This window comes from Sellimonas catena, from assembly GCF_027924685.1.
In the GTDB taxonomy this organism is placed as follows: Bacteria; Bacillota; Clostridia; order Lachnospirales; family Lachnospiraceae; genus Sellimonas; species Sellimonas catena.
Window position 1 is genome coordinate 110605 of record NZ_BSBO01000002.1, and the last position, 17338, is coordinate 127942.

Below are 17338 nucleotides of genomic sequence, written 5' to 3' on the forward strand. Positions count from 1 at the left end.
TATGCCATTTTTTAGAACACAGGAGGAATTTGAATGGCGAGAAATATGATAACAGGAAAAGAAACGCAGAAAATGCAGGAATATACGCAGGAACGGATTGCTCAGGCAGAGCGTAGAGATATAGAATTTTCAACAGATGTAAAAGAACAGATTTTTGAATATGCGAATCTGATCGGCGAGGAAGAGAAAGTTAGGAATTTGGTAAGAAATCTGGCAGATGCAGTGAGTCAGGCAGATCAAGAAGGTGTAGAGGATTTGCTGGATGACGCAAGAATGGATATTCAGGAACTGCTGGATCCAACCATAGGTAAGCTGGAATTACGTGACTATGGATATACAGCAGAAGATATGGTGCCACTTAGAAAAGAAGCAGCCTTGGATTATCACAGAATGGGTTCTAAGATTTATTGCCTTGGAAGTGATGGCAGTAAAGGTGAATATGCGAGTAAAGAAATGATACAGGCACACGACGGTTTGTTTGGAATGGAATTGCAGATGTGGGAACGGATAAAGGATAACAACCTAGATTATGCAGAAGAAAATTTAGGAGCATTTCAGGAGTCTATGAGTGTCATTGAGCAGGAAGAAGCACTGAAATTATACGATGCCGGAGCAGATATCTATCTGATCACTAATTTTTCATCACCGATGTATGTCACGGAACGCATGGAAATTGAACGAGGACCAGAGCATTATCAGATGTCTATGACAGAACTGGAGCGTTTCCGTAATCTAGAATGGGAAATGCAGAAATATCCACAGATTCAGTCATTGAAAGAAGCAAACCTGTTGTTAGGAACAAGAAAGACATTTGGAATTTATCAGATCCGGGATGATTCACCGGGCGAAAACTATGCATTTATGAACATTCGCTTTATTGAAAGTCATGGTATGCAGATAAAAAAAGAAGATTATAAGCTGGTCTATGTTGGAGAATTACTGGGAAATATGTCACTGGATGATATTTTTGAAAGGTTCAACATTGACAGACCGGAAGACTTCCGTGGTCACTCCCTGTCTGTCAGTGATATCGTAGTTCTGAATGACGGGGAAAAGGTAACTGCCCATTTTGTAGACAGTATCAGTTTTGAACAGCTGGATTCCTTCCTGAATCTGGAAGAACAGGTCCTTAGTGAACTGGCATATGAGGTAGGAGAACGTTACTTTGCTATTCAGAGAACAGAAGAAGGATATGATTATTCCTTTTACGATGAAGATTTCCGCTTGATGGATGGTGGCGTTTATGAGAATGATGAAATTTCTATTGAAGAAGCGGCGGAGGAACTTTTGGAAGACGAAGGCTGGACTGGAGAACGCATCCGTGGAGATTATGATCGGTTGATGGAGAAAGTAGAAGAAATGGATGAAGTTGTAATGGCAGAGATTCAGAAAAGCCAGGGCGAATATAAGCCATTGGCAAAGGTGGAGGAACTGGAAGAGGCCAATTATAACATGATTGATAATGTACTCAATAATATGCCGCCTAAGAAAGAAGCTTATCTGGAATATTATGCTGCAGAATGTGATGAAATTCATGATATGGGAGCTTATGAGAAAAGCACAGATGTGAAAGAAATCGCAGCAATCTATGAGAAGTACAGAGAAGATCCGGAAAACGCTTATAAAGGCAGTGGAATGGGGATTATTTATCGTGATCCGGAGGATAGCTTGTTTGATGAAACAGAACTGTTAATTGTAATGGGAACAACGATACACGGCGACTTCTTGGATAATGTGCGGTTTTTAAAAGATCAGCCGGTGGTGCGTGAAGGTTTGGAGAAGATTCATAAAGCATTGCCTGATTATAAATATATCCCGATTCAGGATGTGCGTGAGGCAATGTATCCGAAAAAAATGACAACAGAAGAACTGGCAGCAGCATTGGATGAGATTGCGGAAGACTTCGATCCGTATGACTATCGGGACCATGTAGAGCCAGGGCAGGATACCATACAGGAAGTCATGCTGGATCTGCAAAGTGGAAATGTTGGTTCTTATATTTCCTTTCTGAAGGATGTGATTGAAGAAGACTGTGAGCAGTCCGTGTGGGCAGGTGTTTTGCTGGAACGGCTGAAATCCTACGAACCAGATATATCCAAAGAAACAGAGCCGATGGTGTATGTGAATTACTGTGAAAAGCGAGAGCTGATGGAACCACGCTGTCAGAAGCTCTCAGATCTGGATTCCCGTACTGCACAGAAGGATAAGGAATGGTACGCAGACCGTAATCCGAGGACGGATGAGCCGATGGTAACAGCCCAGATGTTTTTTACTATATATTATGCGGAAAAAGGCGATAAAATGATGCAACATTTCAAAGGGAAAATAGATATTGGAACAGGAAATGGCGGTATTTTAAGTCAGCTGAAACTCCAAAATGAACTGAAACTTACGGATGAAAGCTGGATTGGTTATCTGAAAAACAAGGGAAATGAAGAGTTTCAGAAGTGTATGGAAGATCTGACCGATATGCAGAACCATGTGCTGCCATATTTGCAGAGCTTTTGCAGTCTGGAAGAAAAAAGTGTGCAGGAAAAGCAGGAACGGCAGGTTGCAGAAAAGCAGGACAGCAGAGTAGAAGCGTCAAGAGCAGCGAATGTGACAAAAGGGGATAATGACAAAGCTGTGAAAAAGGTAGTTTCGAGTATGCAAACAGAAAAGAATAAAGCAACTACGAAGGCAAAGAAGCCATCTATTCATGAACGACTGGAAATCAATAAGAGAAAAATCCAAGAAAAGCAGGGAAAAGATGAGCTGGAGAGAGGAGCTGATCGGGATGTAAGAACGGTATAAATTTATAGAAAGGCACTTGGCTCCGTTTTGGACATAGCAAAAGTGCTGACAGTGACGAACGAAGATGTGCTGCCTGCTTATTTGCAGAGAGTATCTGATTTTGAAGACTGCCTACTTGCAACTTGTACGAAGGAGAATCAGTGTGATGCGATTGTGACAAGGAATAAAAAGGATTTTCTTTCCTTTTGGATTACACTGCTTTCTCCGGAAGAACTGCTGAATATTTATTCGTAAAAATATGTTTTTACAATCGGCAGCAGAAGGAAAGTTGAATGATAACTCCGATCCAGCATACTGCAAAATATAAAAGTTTTATAACAAAGTGGAAAACCCTGCGTAGGATCAGAAATGTTCTCACAGGGTTTCATGTATCTAATAAAATATAGAAATTTAGCGGATTTCTGCTAGAATAAGAAAAACTGTTAAAAAAATATCGTGCATAGATCAAAAAGACTATATATGGGCGACCTTTTAAAGCCGATTTATATAAAATAGAAGAAAAAAAGGTGGTCGATACCGTGGATATAAAAACAGCGGTCATATATCGGTTAAACGATCTGATTAAGCAGAAAGATATCACAGTGAATGAAGCGGCGGTGCGCTCAGGCGTCCCGCCTTCAACACTGAAAAATATTTTGTATGGACAAAGCAGGAATGCTGGCGTAGTTACAATTAAAAAGATATGCGATGGATTGGATATTACAATACAGGAATTTTTTGAAGATCCCATCTTTGCAGATTTGGAACCGGAGTTATAGGAACAGGCAAATAATCTTAGGATTCAGATTCTGCAAGATGGTTTTTTTATGGGAAAGGGTTAGAAGAAACTAACACTGGAGGATGAATATGTGTAAAATAGCAATTTGCGACGATGATAAAGAATACAGGGAGAAAATAAAGACGGTCATAGAAACGGAAGGGATTCTGTCTTCGAATGAGATACGGTTTTATGAATATGAATCAGGAAAAGAATTATTGGAAGATGCGGATATTTTGCATGATCTGATTTTTATGGATATGCGTATGCCTGGATTGGATGGAAATAAAACAGTACTGAAGCTGAGGGAATATAATGAAGCAGCGATATTGGTGTTCTGCTCCGGCTGTTTTGAACCGACTCCTGACAGCATTAATGTTGGACAACCGTTCCGGTACATCATGAAGGATCTGCATGACAGAAGTCTGAAAAAGGAAATACCTATGATTTTATTAAAAGTGAAATTGTGCTGTGGAGATTCTTCCGTGACAGTTACATCGGCGGGAAGGATAATGCGCATCCATACGGAAGACATTTTATATATCTGTCTGGCGAAAAGGGGCTGTACGATATACATTGCCAGACAGGGAAAGATAGAAGAGATGCATTGCAAGGAATCTTTAAGTGATCTGTATGAGTGTCTGGCCGGAAGGGGATTTGAGTATGCACACAACAGCTATATTGTGAATTTGGCAAAAGTGGAAGGATTGGAAAAGAACGTTGCGTTGCTGCCGTTTGGAATCCAGTCGAATGTTTCGAGGTCGAGAAAAGGACAGTTTGCCGACGCACTGATAACATTTCTTGGGGAAAGGAACGGCATGGTATGATAATAAGAGATTATTTGATTTGTCTTCTTCAGATGTATCTGTTGGAGGACTTGGAAAAGAACATACTCCCATACAGAAGAGAAAGATTCTGGGAAAAATTTCTCGTATATTGTATCGCAGCACTGGCAATGTTCGGAACCAACCGCCTGGAATCCTCAATACTTAATATGGTAATGATTCCGGTAATCTATATGATTGCGTCTATGGTTGTGTTCCGGGGAAATATATGGAAGAAGCTGGTTACGGTATGCTGCTATTATGTGCTGGCAATTATTCCCGAATTTCTCTTTGCGGCACTTACGAATGCATATGGCGTGACTGGTGCGTCCGAGGGCTTCAGGACTGAAACAGAAAAGACATTAGCACTCCTGCTGATGAGTACCATGACATTTCTGTTTATTAAATGCATTAATCAGGTAACAAGGAAAAGGGATTATCTGACGATTGAGAATAAAACTTTTACTGTGCTGCTCATGCTGCCAACCGCTACGATCATTATATTAGGATGTGTGTTTTATTCAAATATTTCTTTTGAAGGAATGAACAGGGTTATGGTTCCGGTAGGAGCTTCGCTTCTGTTAATGACGAATATCTTCATTTTCACAGTATTTGACAGGTTTGTAGAAAAATCAGAAGAAGTGAAGAAGATGGACCGGCTATACCAGAAAAGCAGGGCGGAGATTGCCAATCTGCAGTATATGAATAAGGTTAATGAGGATAACAGAGCATTCTTACACGATATAAATAAATTTATCTGTACAGTAGCCGGCTTGATAGAAGAAGGAGAGAATCAAGAGGTTAAGGACATCATGGAACATTTAGGCGTCCGGATTCAGAATCTTCAAAAAAGTGTATATTGTGAGCATCCGATCTTGAACAGCATCCTATGTGAAAGAAAATTTCTTGCAGAATCTAAGGATATATCCTATAGGATTACTCTGGGTAATGATCTCAGACTGGATTTTCTGGAAGAGTTGGATTTGATCTCGATCGTAGGGAATCTTTTGGATAACGCACTGGAAGCGGCAGAAAAGACAGAAGATGGCAGATATGTGGAATGCAGGATGTATATGGGAAATGCGGGGCATTTCCTTGTCATGGAATTTTGCAATGGGTATGTCGTCCCTCTGTTAAAGGACAAGGACAGGTACATAAGCACCAAAAGAGACGCGGACAGTCACGGGATCGGACTGCACACGGTTGGAAAACTGGTTAAAAAGTATGCGGGAATTATGCGAGTGGAGGCAGGAGAACGGGAGTTCTCTGTTAAGCTGATCTTTACAATCAAATAAGGACGTGCAAAAATCGCCCAAAAAGTTACCGTTTTTGCCACGGTAATTGAAAAGAGGGCGATTTTTGTGTAAACTTTCGGAAAAAAGGAGGCTTTGTAACTATGAAAAAAATAATCAGAAAAAACCTGGGAATCAAACTGCTTGGAGCTGTAAACTGTCTTGCACTCTGCTTGACGGCGTATACGGCAAATCTGGCGTGCAACTGGCTGTACTATCAGGAAGATGAGCCGGAAGAAGTTAAGAAAATGAGGAAATTCTAGTGTGGAAAAAAATGGCTGGTCGGCTTTTTGAACTACAAAGCAGGAATGGGATTCTTGAAGAGAAAGACCGCAGGCTGTATGAATATGCTTACGGCGTACTGCTGGGCAGGGTGGTAATATACCTTATCATCGTCATACTTGGCATCATAACGGGGAATTGGATGGAGATGATAGTCTTTTTATTGCCCTTTACTGTTTTAAGGCAGTATGCCGGAGGGATTCATTTGGAAAAGGCAGGGGGCTGCATGGCTGTTTCCGGTATCCTTGTCCTTCTATGCAGTCTGTATCTGGCGTCTGCTCCGGCTGTAATATGGCAAATGCGGATCATATGGTTTGTCGCGGTTGGCGTTATATTTATCATGGCGCCGGTAGATGCCAGCAGCAAGAAGTTGGATGCGAAAGAGAAAAAAGTTTATGGGATGCGCGCGAGGGTAATTTTAGTTATTGAATGCGCGATAGCAGGTGTTTTTTCTGTGATTGGATATTCCCTGATCGTAAACGGGATTATGGTAGCGCATATTGTTTTGGCGTCCGGTTTGATATTGGGATGGATCAAAAATTTTTTTGACAAAGAGTTAGATGTAACTAATTACAGGTAGAAATAAGAAGTGATTGAGAAAAACATATTACAAAATGATGGTAAACAGAGAGAAAAAGAACATTATGCCAGAGGAATATAAAAGTGAATATGAAATTGATAAAAAATACGGAAAATATTAGTAAAGAGAAAATAACCTTGTTTTGTCTGCCATTTGCGGGAGGCGGTGCTTCTGCTTATAACCAGTGGGCGAAAAAGATGCAGGGGAAAGTAACGGTATGTCCAGTTCAGCTTCCGGGAAGGGAAGAACAGATCATGGAGAAACCGTATATAGATATGTCGGTTATGTTAGATGACCTAGAAGAGGCTGTAAGAAAGGTTGTGTACGGACCGTATGCCTTATGGGGACACAGTATGGGTGGGAAGATCTCTTATGAGCTGGAAAAACGGTTGGAGGCAGCGGGATATACTGCAAAATGTCTGTTTATTTCCGGCAGCCGGGTTCCTAGTATTCCGGAGCCAAATCCAATCTATCATCTTCCGGATGAAGCGTTTAAGAGGGAACTGGGAAGATTTGAAGGGACGCCAAAAGAGATACTAGAGAATCAGGAATTGTTGGATTTCTTTCTGCCTATGCTGCGGGCGGATTTTACCATGGATGAAACGTATTATGATAAAGCGGGAGTAGTGCTGCATACACCTATCTCTGCATTTGGCGGAGAAAAGGACGACGAAGCGGATGAGAGTGCGATCTTGGAATGGGGAAAGTATACGGACAATGATTTTAACTACCGGATATTTCCGGGAGGACATTTTTATCTGAGGGATTGTGAAGACGAAGTAATAAGTGAGGTCATGAGACTGCTTTAGAGAATGAAAAATGGAGATTAAACGATACGGAGAAAAGGAATTTCTGTCAGCAGACAAACTTTATATCCGTGAAAATGAGATACATATATGGTGTATCCGCTGGCCTGAAATGACAGATTTCTTGAAGAACCATGAATATATCCTGAGTGGGCAGGAATTGGAGCAAGCCGGAAGATTCCGTTTTCCTGAAGACAGGATGCGTTATATAGCCGGGAAGGTTGTCGTGCGGATCCTCTTAAAAAGATACTTAGATATGGAAACGATTGATTTTTCTGTCAATGAACTGGGTAAGCCTTATCATAAAAAGATTGCGGGAAAGCGGACAGTGGATTTTAACATTTCGCACTCGGGTGAATTCATACTGGCGGTATTCGCTGTCGGAATGGATATCGGAGTAGATGTGCAGGAGATGGCAGAGTGCCCGGACTATAGGGAGATAGCGGAAAATTTTTATACTGCAGAAGAAGCGGAAGATGTAAAAAATGAAGGACCGGATCTGTTTTTCCAGTACTGGGCGGCGAAAGAGGCATATGTAAAGGCGCTTGGAATTGGATTAGGAAGAGGAATGGATTTCTTCTCTGTCAGAAACGAGAAAATTGCAGAAAAAGATAAGAAAGATCAGGACTGGTTTCTGTATCCGGTCAGGATCAAAGGATATGCTGCGTATGTGGCGGCGCATGAGAAAGGAGACAGATAAAATGGGTTATAAGAAAGATATGAGCAAATATGAGAATCTGGAAGGCTGGGAGAGATGTGGATTTGGAGAACAGCTTGATAGGTGGGCGGAAAAATATGGAGAAAGAATTGCGGTCACGGACAGTGAAGACGAGATCAGTTATATGGAATTAAAGCAAAAAGCAGATTGTCTTGCGGCAGCTTTTCTGCGTAAAGGGATTTTAAAGGGAGACAAAGTGCTTGTGCAGCTTCCGAACAGGATTTCTTTTGTGATCGTGTTTTTTGCGCTTTCCAAGATTGGGGCGGTGCCAATCATGATGCTGCCGGCCCACAGGGAGGCGGAACTGGAAGGAATTATTGAACTGGCAAAGCCGGCCGCTTATATTGTGGTGGAGAAATATCTGGGATTTTCATATGTGCCGATGGCAAATGCGATGAAAGAGAAATATTCATGTATCCGGCATATATTTGTAGATAGCGAATCCGGGGATATCAGTGGAATGATTGCGGAAACGTATGGAGAAAATGGAGCATTTCCGGCTGTGGATGGGTATGAAACGGCGGTGCTTTTGCTGTCCGGCGGGACGACAGGGGTTCCGAAACTGATTCCGCGCACCCATACGGATTATATGTATAATGCCCGCATGTCCGCGAAGAGATGCCGTCTGGATAGCAGTGACGTTTATCTGGCGTCTCTTCCGGTAGCTCATAATTTCCCGTTATGCTGCCCGGGGCTTTTAGGCACGCTGGACGTGGGAGGAAAAGTTGTGCTTGCGTCTGCGACCAGCCCGGATGATATCCTTGACGCAATTACAGAGGAAGGTGTCACGATAACGGCATTGGTTCCTGCTATGGTTACTGTGTGCATGGAAATGCTGGAATGGGATGAAGATTATGATATATCCAGCCTGCGGATTTTGCAGGTGGGCGGCGCAATGCTGGAAGATTCCCTTGCGGATAAGATCATTGAAGAATGGCCGTGTAAACTGATGCAGGTATTTGGTACGGCGGAGGGGCTACTGTCCTTTACTAGCCCGGAGGATGAAGGTTCCCTGATCGCAAGATGCCAGGGAACTCCGGTGTCTCCTGCGGATGAAGTGAAGATTGTGGATGAAGAAGATAAGGCCGTACCGGAAGGAGTTTTTGGGGAATTATTATCCAGAGGCCCGTATACGATTGATGGTTATTATATGGCGGAGGAAGCGAATAAAAAGAGCTTTACGTCGGACGGATTTTACCGGACGGGCGATAAAGCTATGTGGACGAAAGACGGAAGGTTACGTTTGGGCGGGAGGATCAAAGAGCAGATTAACCGCGCCGGAGAAAAGATCATGCCTTCAGAGATTGAAGCTTATCTTTGCAGGCATTCGAAAATCAAAGAGGCAGCCGTTGTCGGCGTTACGGATGAAACCCTTGGAAACCGGATATGTGCATTCCTTGTGACCGATGATGAAGCCGGGATCGATTTGCAGGAAATACACAGGTTCCTGCGGGAAATAGGCGTTGCGGCGTATAAAATGCCGGATCAGATAGAACGGGTAGAGACATGGCCGCTGACCAGCGTAGGAAAAATAGATAAGAAAGCATTAGAACGTATGGCGCAGGAAAAATAGAAGGAGACAGAATCATGGAATATATAGAGATAAAGGAACAGATCAAACAAAAGCTGCCGGTAGCCAGAGATTTGGGGGATTCCGAAAATCTGCTGGAGCTTGGGCTTTCATCCCTGACAATCATGCGTCTGGTAAACCAGTGGAGAAAACAGGGGGTTAAGGTTTCATTCGGTTCATTGATGGAAAATCCTACCCTTGAAGGCTGGTGGGCGCTGATCCAGCGCAGCATGAAGAAAAAAGCGGGCAAAAAACGGGCGCAAGAATCTAAGATAACGCCGGAAAAGGATATGAAACAGCCGTTTCCTTTAACAGACGTACAGTATGCATATTGGGTTGGCAGGGATGAAGAACAGGCTCTTGGAGGAATAGACTGTCATGCGTATTTAGAGTTTGATGGGGGAAATATAGATCCGGAGCGTCTGGAAAAAGCATGGAATGTACTGCAGTATCATCATCCTATGCTGCGCGCCTGCTTTTTGGATGATGGAACACAGAAAATCCTGGATAAGCCGTATTGTGAAAAAATAAAGGTTCATGATTTTTCCCGGATGTCATCTGAGGAAGCAGAGGCAATGGCAGTATCTGTCAGAGAACGTTTATCCCATCGGAAGTTAAAGATTGAGGAAGGCGAAGTAGCAGGAATAGAGCTTACGCTTTTTCCTGAAAATAAGGCACGCCTTCATGTGGACATGGCACTTTTGGTTGCTGATGTACAGAGTCTGCAGATATTATTGAGGGATTTGGCATCTGCTTACCGAGGGGAAAACCTGCCGAAAGAATCAAAAGGGTGGAATTTTGCTTCCTATCTAGAACGGCAGAAACAGGAAGAAGGGGAGGAACGGAAAAACGCAGAAAAATACTGGAAGAATCGTTTAGAGCATTTGCCAAAAGGCCCTGACCTTCCATTGGCAAAACGTCCGCAAGAAGTGGAAAAAACGGTGTTCAACCGCAGGATTGTGAGAATCGAAAAGGAAGAATGGGATCATTTGCAAATGCGGGCAAAAAAATACCAGACAACTCCGGCAATGGTTCTTCTTACTGCATATGCGGTGGTTCTGGAACGATGGAGCAGGAATCATTGTTTCCTTATTAACATTCCGTTTTTTAACCGGAAAACAGAGCAGCAGGGGTTAGAGGAAGTAATAGCAGATTTTACTACTCTGTTATTGCTGGAGATTAACTGCGAAGAAAATCCGACTTTTGCGGAATTGTTGGACAGGATTCAGAAGCAGCTTCATGAGGATATGAAGTATACGGCATATTCCGGCGTGCAAGTACAGAGAGACATTGCGCAGATGTGTGGGGACGCATCGGCAGTGGCGCCGGTTGTTTTTGCCTGCAATCTGGGAACGCCGTTGGTAAATGATACGTTCCGGAATGAACTGGGGCAGTTTTCCTATATGATTTCCCAGACGCCGCAGGTGTGGAATGATTTTCAGAGTTATGAAGATGAAAATGGCGTACAGCTTACATGGGACAGCGTGGATGAGTTATTCCCGGAGAATATGATCCCGGATATGTTGGAGAGTTTTGAGATTCTTCTGCATGAATTGGGAAAGAAGGACTGGAATCAGAGATTTGATGTGCTTCCTGAAAAAAGAAAAAGAGAAATTGAAGATACAGCGCGTACAGGAGTGCCGGAGCGTGTGGAATGCCTGCATTGGGCTGTTATGAACCATGCGGAAGTTTGCCCGGAAGATATTGCGCTTATTGATGCGGGAAGCGGAAGATCGGTATCCTATGGGGAATTAAAAGCACGGGCAACAGCAGTGGCGGCAGGAATTTCAGAAAAGGATATTAAGGGCGTCCCGGTTGCACTTACCCTGCCGCGCGGGATAGAACAGATCGAGTCGGCATTAGGAATTTTGCTTTCCGGAAATTCATACCTTCCGGTCAGCTTAAGCCAGCCTAAAGATCGGAGAGCGTTAATCCATGAGAAGACGGGAGTCCGCTATGTGGTCACGAATCGGGAATTATCCGAAAAACTGGACTGGCCGGAAGGTACGGAAATCCTTGTGATGGAAGGTATGGAAGAGGGACAGGAAAATGTGAGAATGCCAGAGGTGTCGCCGAAGGACAGCGCCTATATCATCATGACGTCAGGCTCTACAGGTGTTCCGAAGGGTGTAGAGATTGCGCATGAAAGCGCATGGAATACGGTTCAGGATATTAATGAAAAGTACCATGTGACAAGTGCAGATCGGGCGCTGGCTGTATCAGCTATGGATTTTGACCTGTCGGTATATGATGTTTTTGGAATTTTAGGCGCAGGAGGAACATTGGTATTGCTTCCAGAGCAGGAGAGAAGGAATGCGGATTACTGGCTGGAACAAGTGTTGAAATATCAGATTACCGTTTGGAATTCAGTGCCGGTGCTTCTGGATATGCTTTTGATACGGGCGGAATCCATGAAACAGAAACTGCCGATCAGGGCGGTTATGCTTTCCGGAGATTGGATTGGGATGGATCTCCCGCAGAGGGTTGCGGCATGGACAGAGGATTGCCAGTTTGTCGCTATGGGAGGAGCTACAGAGGCAAGTATCTGGTCCAATTATCAGAATGTTACCCTGCCGATGCCGAAAAACTGGAAATCTATTCCCTATGGAAAGCCACTCAGATATCAGGCATATCGTGTTGTGGATGAGTATGGAAGGGATTGCCCTTACTGGGCAGAAGGCGAACTCTGGATTGGCGGTTTTGGTGTAGCAAAAGGATATAGGGGAGATTCTGCGCTTACGGGGCAGAAATTTATCACAGATCAGTATGGAAGATGGTATCGGACCGGTGATCTCGGAAGAATCTGGGATGATGAGATAATTGAATTTTTGGGAAGAAAAGATCATCAGGTAAAGATCCGTGGACACAGGATTGAATTGGGAGAAATTGAACATGCGATTCAGGAGTTTCCGGGTGTGGCTCATGCAGTTGTTGATACAGTTAGTGATGGTCATGGCAATAAAACGCTGGCTGCTTATATCGGAGCGCCGATACAGGAAGATTCTAAAGTTACAACGTATTTGTACGGCACAGATATCTTTGGCGGAGGCTGGAAAGAACTGAAGGATGATGTCAGCAATTGGCAGATGCAGCAGGAACGGAAGACAGCATACAAAAATTTCCTTGCCTATGCAGACCAGAGATGTGTACAGCTTATGCTGGAGACACTCATAGAGTTAGGTATTTTTGTATCAGAGAAGGAAGTTCTTTCGCAAAAGGAAATTTTTGAAAAAGGGAGCATTACGGAAACACAGAAGAATACTGTGGCAAGATGGTTGGAAATTTTAAAGAAGGAAGGAATCCTGAGAGAAGAGGACGGCAGACTATCGCGTACCGGGAAGGAAGTGGCTGTACCGGAAAAAGCTGGAGATGCGGAAACGTATTTTAAGAAACTGAAGCCGTATCTGAAGCATATGGTTACTGGGAATGAAGTTCCGCTGGACGTATTCTACCAGAAAGAGCCGGCTTTGGCTCCGAATATGCTGCTTCGGAGGATTCCGGGCTGCGAGGAAACAGTGGAAAGACTGGTGCAGGGATTAAGGCTTCTGGCAGAAGAACGCAGAAAAGAGCCACTCCAGATTATAGAAATTGGTACAAGGGACACTGCAATTACAAGACAGTTTTTGAATGCACTGGAAGATGTAAGCGTGGCTTATACATATGCGGATTCTTCAAAATATTTTCTGCAGGAAGCAGAGAAAGAACTTGCGGGATATGAGAGAGTCGAGTTTGAGATGCTGAATCTGGAAGAAGGCATGGATAAGCAGCAGATGTCCTTGCATAGTTATGACGTTGTGATATCGGTAAATGCTTTACATAGAAATATTGATGCTGCGGATGCGGTAAAGAAAGTAGCGGAATTACTGAAGCCAAACGGAATATTGCTGATGACTGACCTTGTGGTAAGGACATACCTTCAGGAACTTACAGCGGCTTTTTTGGAAAATGGTTTTGCGGATATTCGGGACAAGAGAAAAGAAGCAGGGCTGGTTACCCCGGACTGCCTGCTGTGGAGAGAATGTTTATCAGAGGCAGGATTGGGCGAAGACTGTGCTGTGACAGAGAGATATGGAAGATGTATATGCTGCAGCAGACAGCAGGCGTCTGTCCTGTCCTATCATAATGGAGCACTAAGGGAATATCTGTCAGAAAAACTGCCGGAGTATATGGTTCCACAGAACTATCATTTCATGGAGCAGCTCCCAACATTGTCCAATGGGAAGATTAACAGGAAGCAATTGCGGGAAGATTTTAAAGAAGAAACTGCGGTTATCCGATTTTCAAAGGCAACGACAGAAACAGAAGAAAAGCTTTTAGATATCTGGAAACAATTATTTGGATATGAAAATATCGGAATTGAAGATAATTATTTTAGCCTTGGGGGAGACTCGCTGATTGCCACAAGGTTGATCTCGGAAGTACAGACAACCTTCGGCTGCAAAATAACGATCAGTACGATTTTTGAAAATCTGACCGTAAAATCTCTGGCAAAAGCTATTGAACAGTCCGAACAGAAAGAAGAAGATACACTGCAGATCAAACCGAATCTGGAGGAAGCATATCATTCGTTCCCATTAACCGATGTGCAGTATGCTTACTGGCTTGGCAGAAGCGGATTGTATGAATTGGGAAATGTTGCAACACACTGTTATTTTGAACTGGATGCAGACGGCCTTGATACTGAGTGCGCAGAGACGGCATGGAATCTGTTGATACAGAGGCACGGGATGATGCGTGTTATTATCCAGCCGGATGGTATGCAGCGCATACTGGAGAATACTCCCCAGTATCATATTGACGTGACGGATATCCGACAATTGGAAGTGACAGAAAAAGAAAAGGCATTGGATGAAAAACGGGCAGAGATGTCTCATCAGGTAATTCAGACAGATGAATGGCCTCTGTTTGATGTGCGAATCACTAAAATAGAGGACCAGAAGCATAGAATCCATATCAGTTTTGACAATATTATCTTTGATGGCTGGAGTATGTTCCATCTCTTAGATGAGTGGGCAGAAGTATATCGAAATGGAAAAGCGGAAATGTCGATTACTTTGTCTTTCCGGGATTACGTGCTGGGACTGGAGCAGATAAAGTCTACCTCTGCTTATGAGAAAGATAAAAAATATTGGGAAGACCGGGTGGAGACTTTTGCGGACGCACCGGATCTGCCGCTTGCAAAGAACGAAAGCCAGATTACAGAGCAGCGTTTCTGTCGCCGGAGCGCAAAACTGTCACAGAAAGAATGGCAGTCTGTAAAAGACGCGGCGGGAAGACTGGAGGTAACGCCTTCTGTTCTTTTGATGAGTGCTTATGCGGAGACTCTCCGTTTGTGGAGCAGTAATAAGGATTTTACACTTAATCTGACGCAGTTTGACCGGAAACAATTGCATCCGGAAGTGAACAATCTGGTTGGAGATTTTACAACACTGACATTGCTGGAGATAAAGAATGCAGGGAATAATTTTGCGGAAAGGACAAAGGCAATTCAGAAGCAGCTTACAGAAGATCTGGAGCATACAGCTTATGGCGCGGTTGAACTGGAGCGCGAATTAAAGAAAAAGACTGGAAATATGCGGGGCGCTATTATGCCGGTAGTGTTTACCAGTGGTCTTGGCGTGGAGCAGTGGAATGAAGGAAAGTGGCTTGGAAAACTGAACTATAACATTTCACAGACGCCGCAGGTGTGGCTGGATCATCAGGTGGTTGAAATGGATGGCTGTTTATGCCTGTTTTGGGATTCCGTGGACGAATTATTTTATCCAGGAATGCTAGATGAGATGTTCCGGGCATATACCGGCCTGCTTCATACGCTAGCAGTTCATCCGGAGATCATGCAGGAAAAAACGGCAAGTCTGGTAACAGCGGAAATTTCAGAAAAACGGCGTCAGGCGAATGAAACGGCGGCTGAATTTGAAGAGAAAACGTTGGATGGATTATTCTTGGAGTCGGCAGACAAATTTCCGGATAAGGAGGCGCTGGTAACGTGCAGCAGGCGGATGACATATCGGGAGATAAAAGAAGAAGCGTTTTACATTTCCGGGCAGTTGCAGAGCATGGGAATAAAAAAAGAAGAGACGGTAGCTGTATTTATGGAAAAAGGGTGGGAGCAGGTAGTTGCTGTTTATGGAATCATGTTTGCCGGAGCCGCATATCTTCCGATAGATATCCATAATCCGAGAGAACGAGTTGAAAAGATTCTCCGTGATAGTGGAACAAGAATCATTCTTGTGCAGAATCAGGCGTATGATCAGGATACCGAATGGCTGCACGAGTGGGATTGTATTTCTGTGTCTGAATTAAAAACCGATTCTGAATACAAAGCACAGGAGAATAAGGCGGGAGACCTTGCGTATGTAATCTATACGTCGGGAACAACCGGGATGCCGAAAGGAGTAATGATTACTCACCATAATGCAGTGAATACGATACTGGATATCAATGCACGCTATCAGATTACAGAACAGGATACGGCGTTTGGAATCTCCAATCTTCATTTTGACCTGTCTGTTTATGATGTTTTTGGCATTTTAGGCGCAGGTGGGAAATTGGTTCTTCCGGATCCGGAATATGGAAAAGATCCAGCGCATTGGATTCACTGGTTGAATCATGAGAATATTACCGTATGGAACAGCGTGCCAGCTTTTGTAGAAATGCTGGCAGAATATGAGGAATATCAAAGGCAGGTAACTTCACAATCGCTGCGGTTAGTAATGATGAGTGGTGACTGGGTTCCTGTTTCACTTCCAGGGAGAATCCGTAATCTGTTCCAGAATGTTGAGATTGTTGCTCTTGGAGGAGCAACAGAAGGCAGTATCTGGTCTAATCATTTCGAGATTCCAGAGGTTGTGCCGGAAGATTGGAAGAGTATTCCGTATGGGAAACCGCTTGCAAACCAGAAGTATTATGTTCTGGATCAGAATATGGAAGATTGCCCTGACTGGGTACCGGGAACACTTTATATTGCCGGAGATGGCATTGCACAGGGATATTTAAACGATAAAGAAAAAACAAAGGAAAAATTTGTTGTCTTAGATAGAACTGGAGAACGGCTGTATTGTACCGGAGATATGGGACGGTATTGGAATGACGGTAATATTGAATTTCTTGGAAGACTGGATAATCAGGTGAAAATCAATGGGTATAGGGTAGAACTGGGCGAAATTGAAACTTTTATGAATTGGATTCATGGTGTAAAAATAAGTCAGGTCGTAAATATTAAAGATAATAAACTTGTTGGATTTTACGTTTCGGATTATGAAATAAACGAGACCTATTTTCAAAATTATTTGCGTGACTATTTACCCAAATATATGATTCCACAAAACTTCATCGCTCTATTAGAAATGCCCACAACGAAAAATGGGAAAATTGATAAAAAGGAACTTAAAAGAAAGGCAATAGAGTTTCAAAAGACTTTTGAATCTAATAATCGAGCAATGACAAAGGAGGAGAAAGAATTTAGTGAAATATGGAAGGAAGTATTGAAATGCCAAGATGTAAGTTTGAAGGACGATTTCTTTTCGAGTGGAGGAAATTCTCTTAAAGCAATTACTTTGGCAAATAGAATAAAAGAGAAATATATAATAGAAATCACGATAAGAGATGTTTTGGAGTTTCCAATAGTAGAACAATTATCAGAGTTTGTACAGAAAAAAGTAAAAGATAATAGTAAGAAAAGTGGAAGTAATATAGAAGAAGGATTTTTTTAGAAAG

General features: G+C 43.1%; 11 protein-coding genes. All 11 read left to right on the plus strand.

Annotation, left to right across the window (positions count from 1 at the left end; translation table 11 throughout):
* Positions 1–33: 33 nt before the first annotated feature.
* Positions 34–2793: a YodL domain-containing protein gene (locus Selli1_RS01775; protein ID WP_281872162.1), complete on the plus strand. Its 2760-nt coding sequence runs from the start codon at positions 34–36 to the stop codon at positions 2791–2793.
* 27 nt (positions 2794–2820) lie between these two features.
* The gene (locus tag Selli1_RS01780) at positions 2821–3027 is read left to right on the plus strand and encodes a PIN domain-containing protein (protein ID WP_024728263.1); all 207 of its coding nucleotides are present in this window, start codon (positions 2821–2823) and stop codon (positions 3025–3027) included.
* A 284-nt stretch (positions 3028–3311) separates the two neighbouring features.
* Positions 3312–3551, plus strand: a complete 240-nt coding sequence (locus Selli1_RS01785; RefSeq protein ID WP_008688092.1) for a helix-turn-helix domain-containing protein — start codon at positions 3312–3314, stop codon at positions 3549–3551.
* Positions 3552–3639: 88 nt separating this feature from the next.
* Positions 3640–4377: a LytR/AlgR family response regulator transcription factor gene (locus Selli1_RS01790; protein WP_281872163.1), complete on the plus strand. Its 738-nt coding sequence runs from the start codon at positions 3640–3642 to the stop codon at positions 4375–4377.
* Positions 4374–5669 (plus strand): sensor histidine kinase, encoded by a 1296-nt coding sequence (locus tag Selli1_RS01795; RefSeq protein WP_117576643.1) that lies wholly within the window; start codon positions 4374–4376, stop codon positions 5667–5669. The genes Selli1_RS01790 and Selli1_RS01795 overlap by 4 nt, the downstream gene beginning before the upstream one ends.
* Positions 5670–5770: 101 nt before the next feature.
* Complete coding sequence (locus Selli1_RS01800; RefSeq protein WP_005344225.1) at positions 5771–5929, plus strand: cyclic lactone autoinducer peptide; 159 nt, start codon at positions 5771–5773, stop codon at positions 5927–5929.
* The gene (locus tag Selli1_RS01805) at positions 5929–6528 is read left to right on the plus strand and encodes an accessory gene regulator ArgB-like protein (RefSeq protein WP_055650139.1); all 600 of its coding nucleotides are present in this window, start codon (positions 5929–5931) and stop codon (positions 6526–6528) included. The genes Selli1_RS01800 and Selli1_RS01805 overlap by 1 nt, the downstream gene beginning before the upstream one ends.
* A gap of 89 nt (positions 6529–6617) precedes the next feature.
* Entirely contained in the window at positions 6618–7337 is a 720-nt protein-coding gene (locus Selli1_RS01810) for a thioesterase II family protein (RefSeq protein ID WP_179961961.1), read from the plus strand.
* A gap of 10 nt (positions 7338–7347) precedes the next feature.
* The gene (locus tag Selli1_RS01815) at positions 7348–8034 is read left to right on the plus strand and encodes a 4'-phosphopantetheinyl transferase family protein (RefSeq protein ID WP_281872164.1); all 687 of its coding nucleotides are present in this window, start codon (positions 7348–7350) and stop codon (positions 8032–8034) included.
* Between the two features lies 1 nt (position 8035).
* Complete coding sequence (locus Selli1_RS01820; RefSeq protein ID WP_117576640.1) at positions 8036–9625, plus strand: (2,3-dihydroxybenzoyl)adenylate synthase; 1590 nt, start codon at positions 8036–8038, stop codon at positions 9623–9625.
* Between the two features lie 14 nt (positions 9626–9639).
* The gene (locus Selli1_RS01825; protein WP_118018851.1) at positions 9640–17334 is read left to right on the plus strand and encodes a non-ribosomal peptide synthetase; all 7695 of its coding nucleotides are present in this window, start codon (positions 9640–9642) and stop codon (positions 17332–17334) included.
* Positions 17335–17338 lie beyond the last annotated feature (4 nt).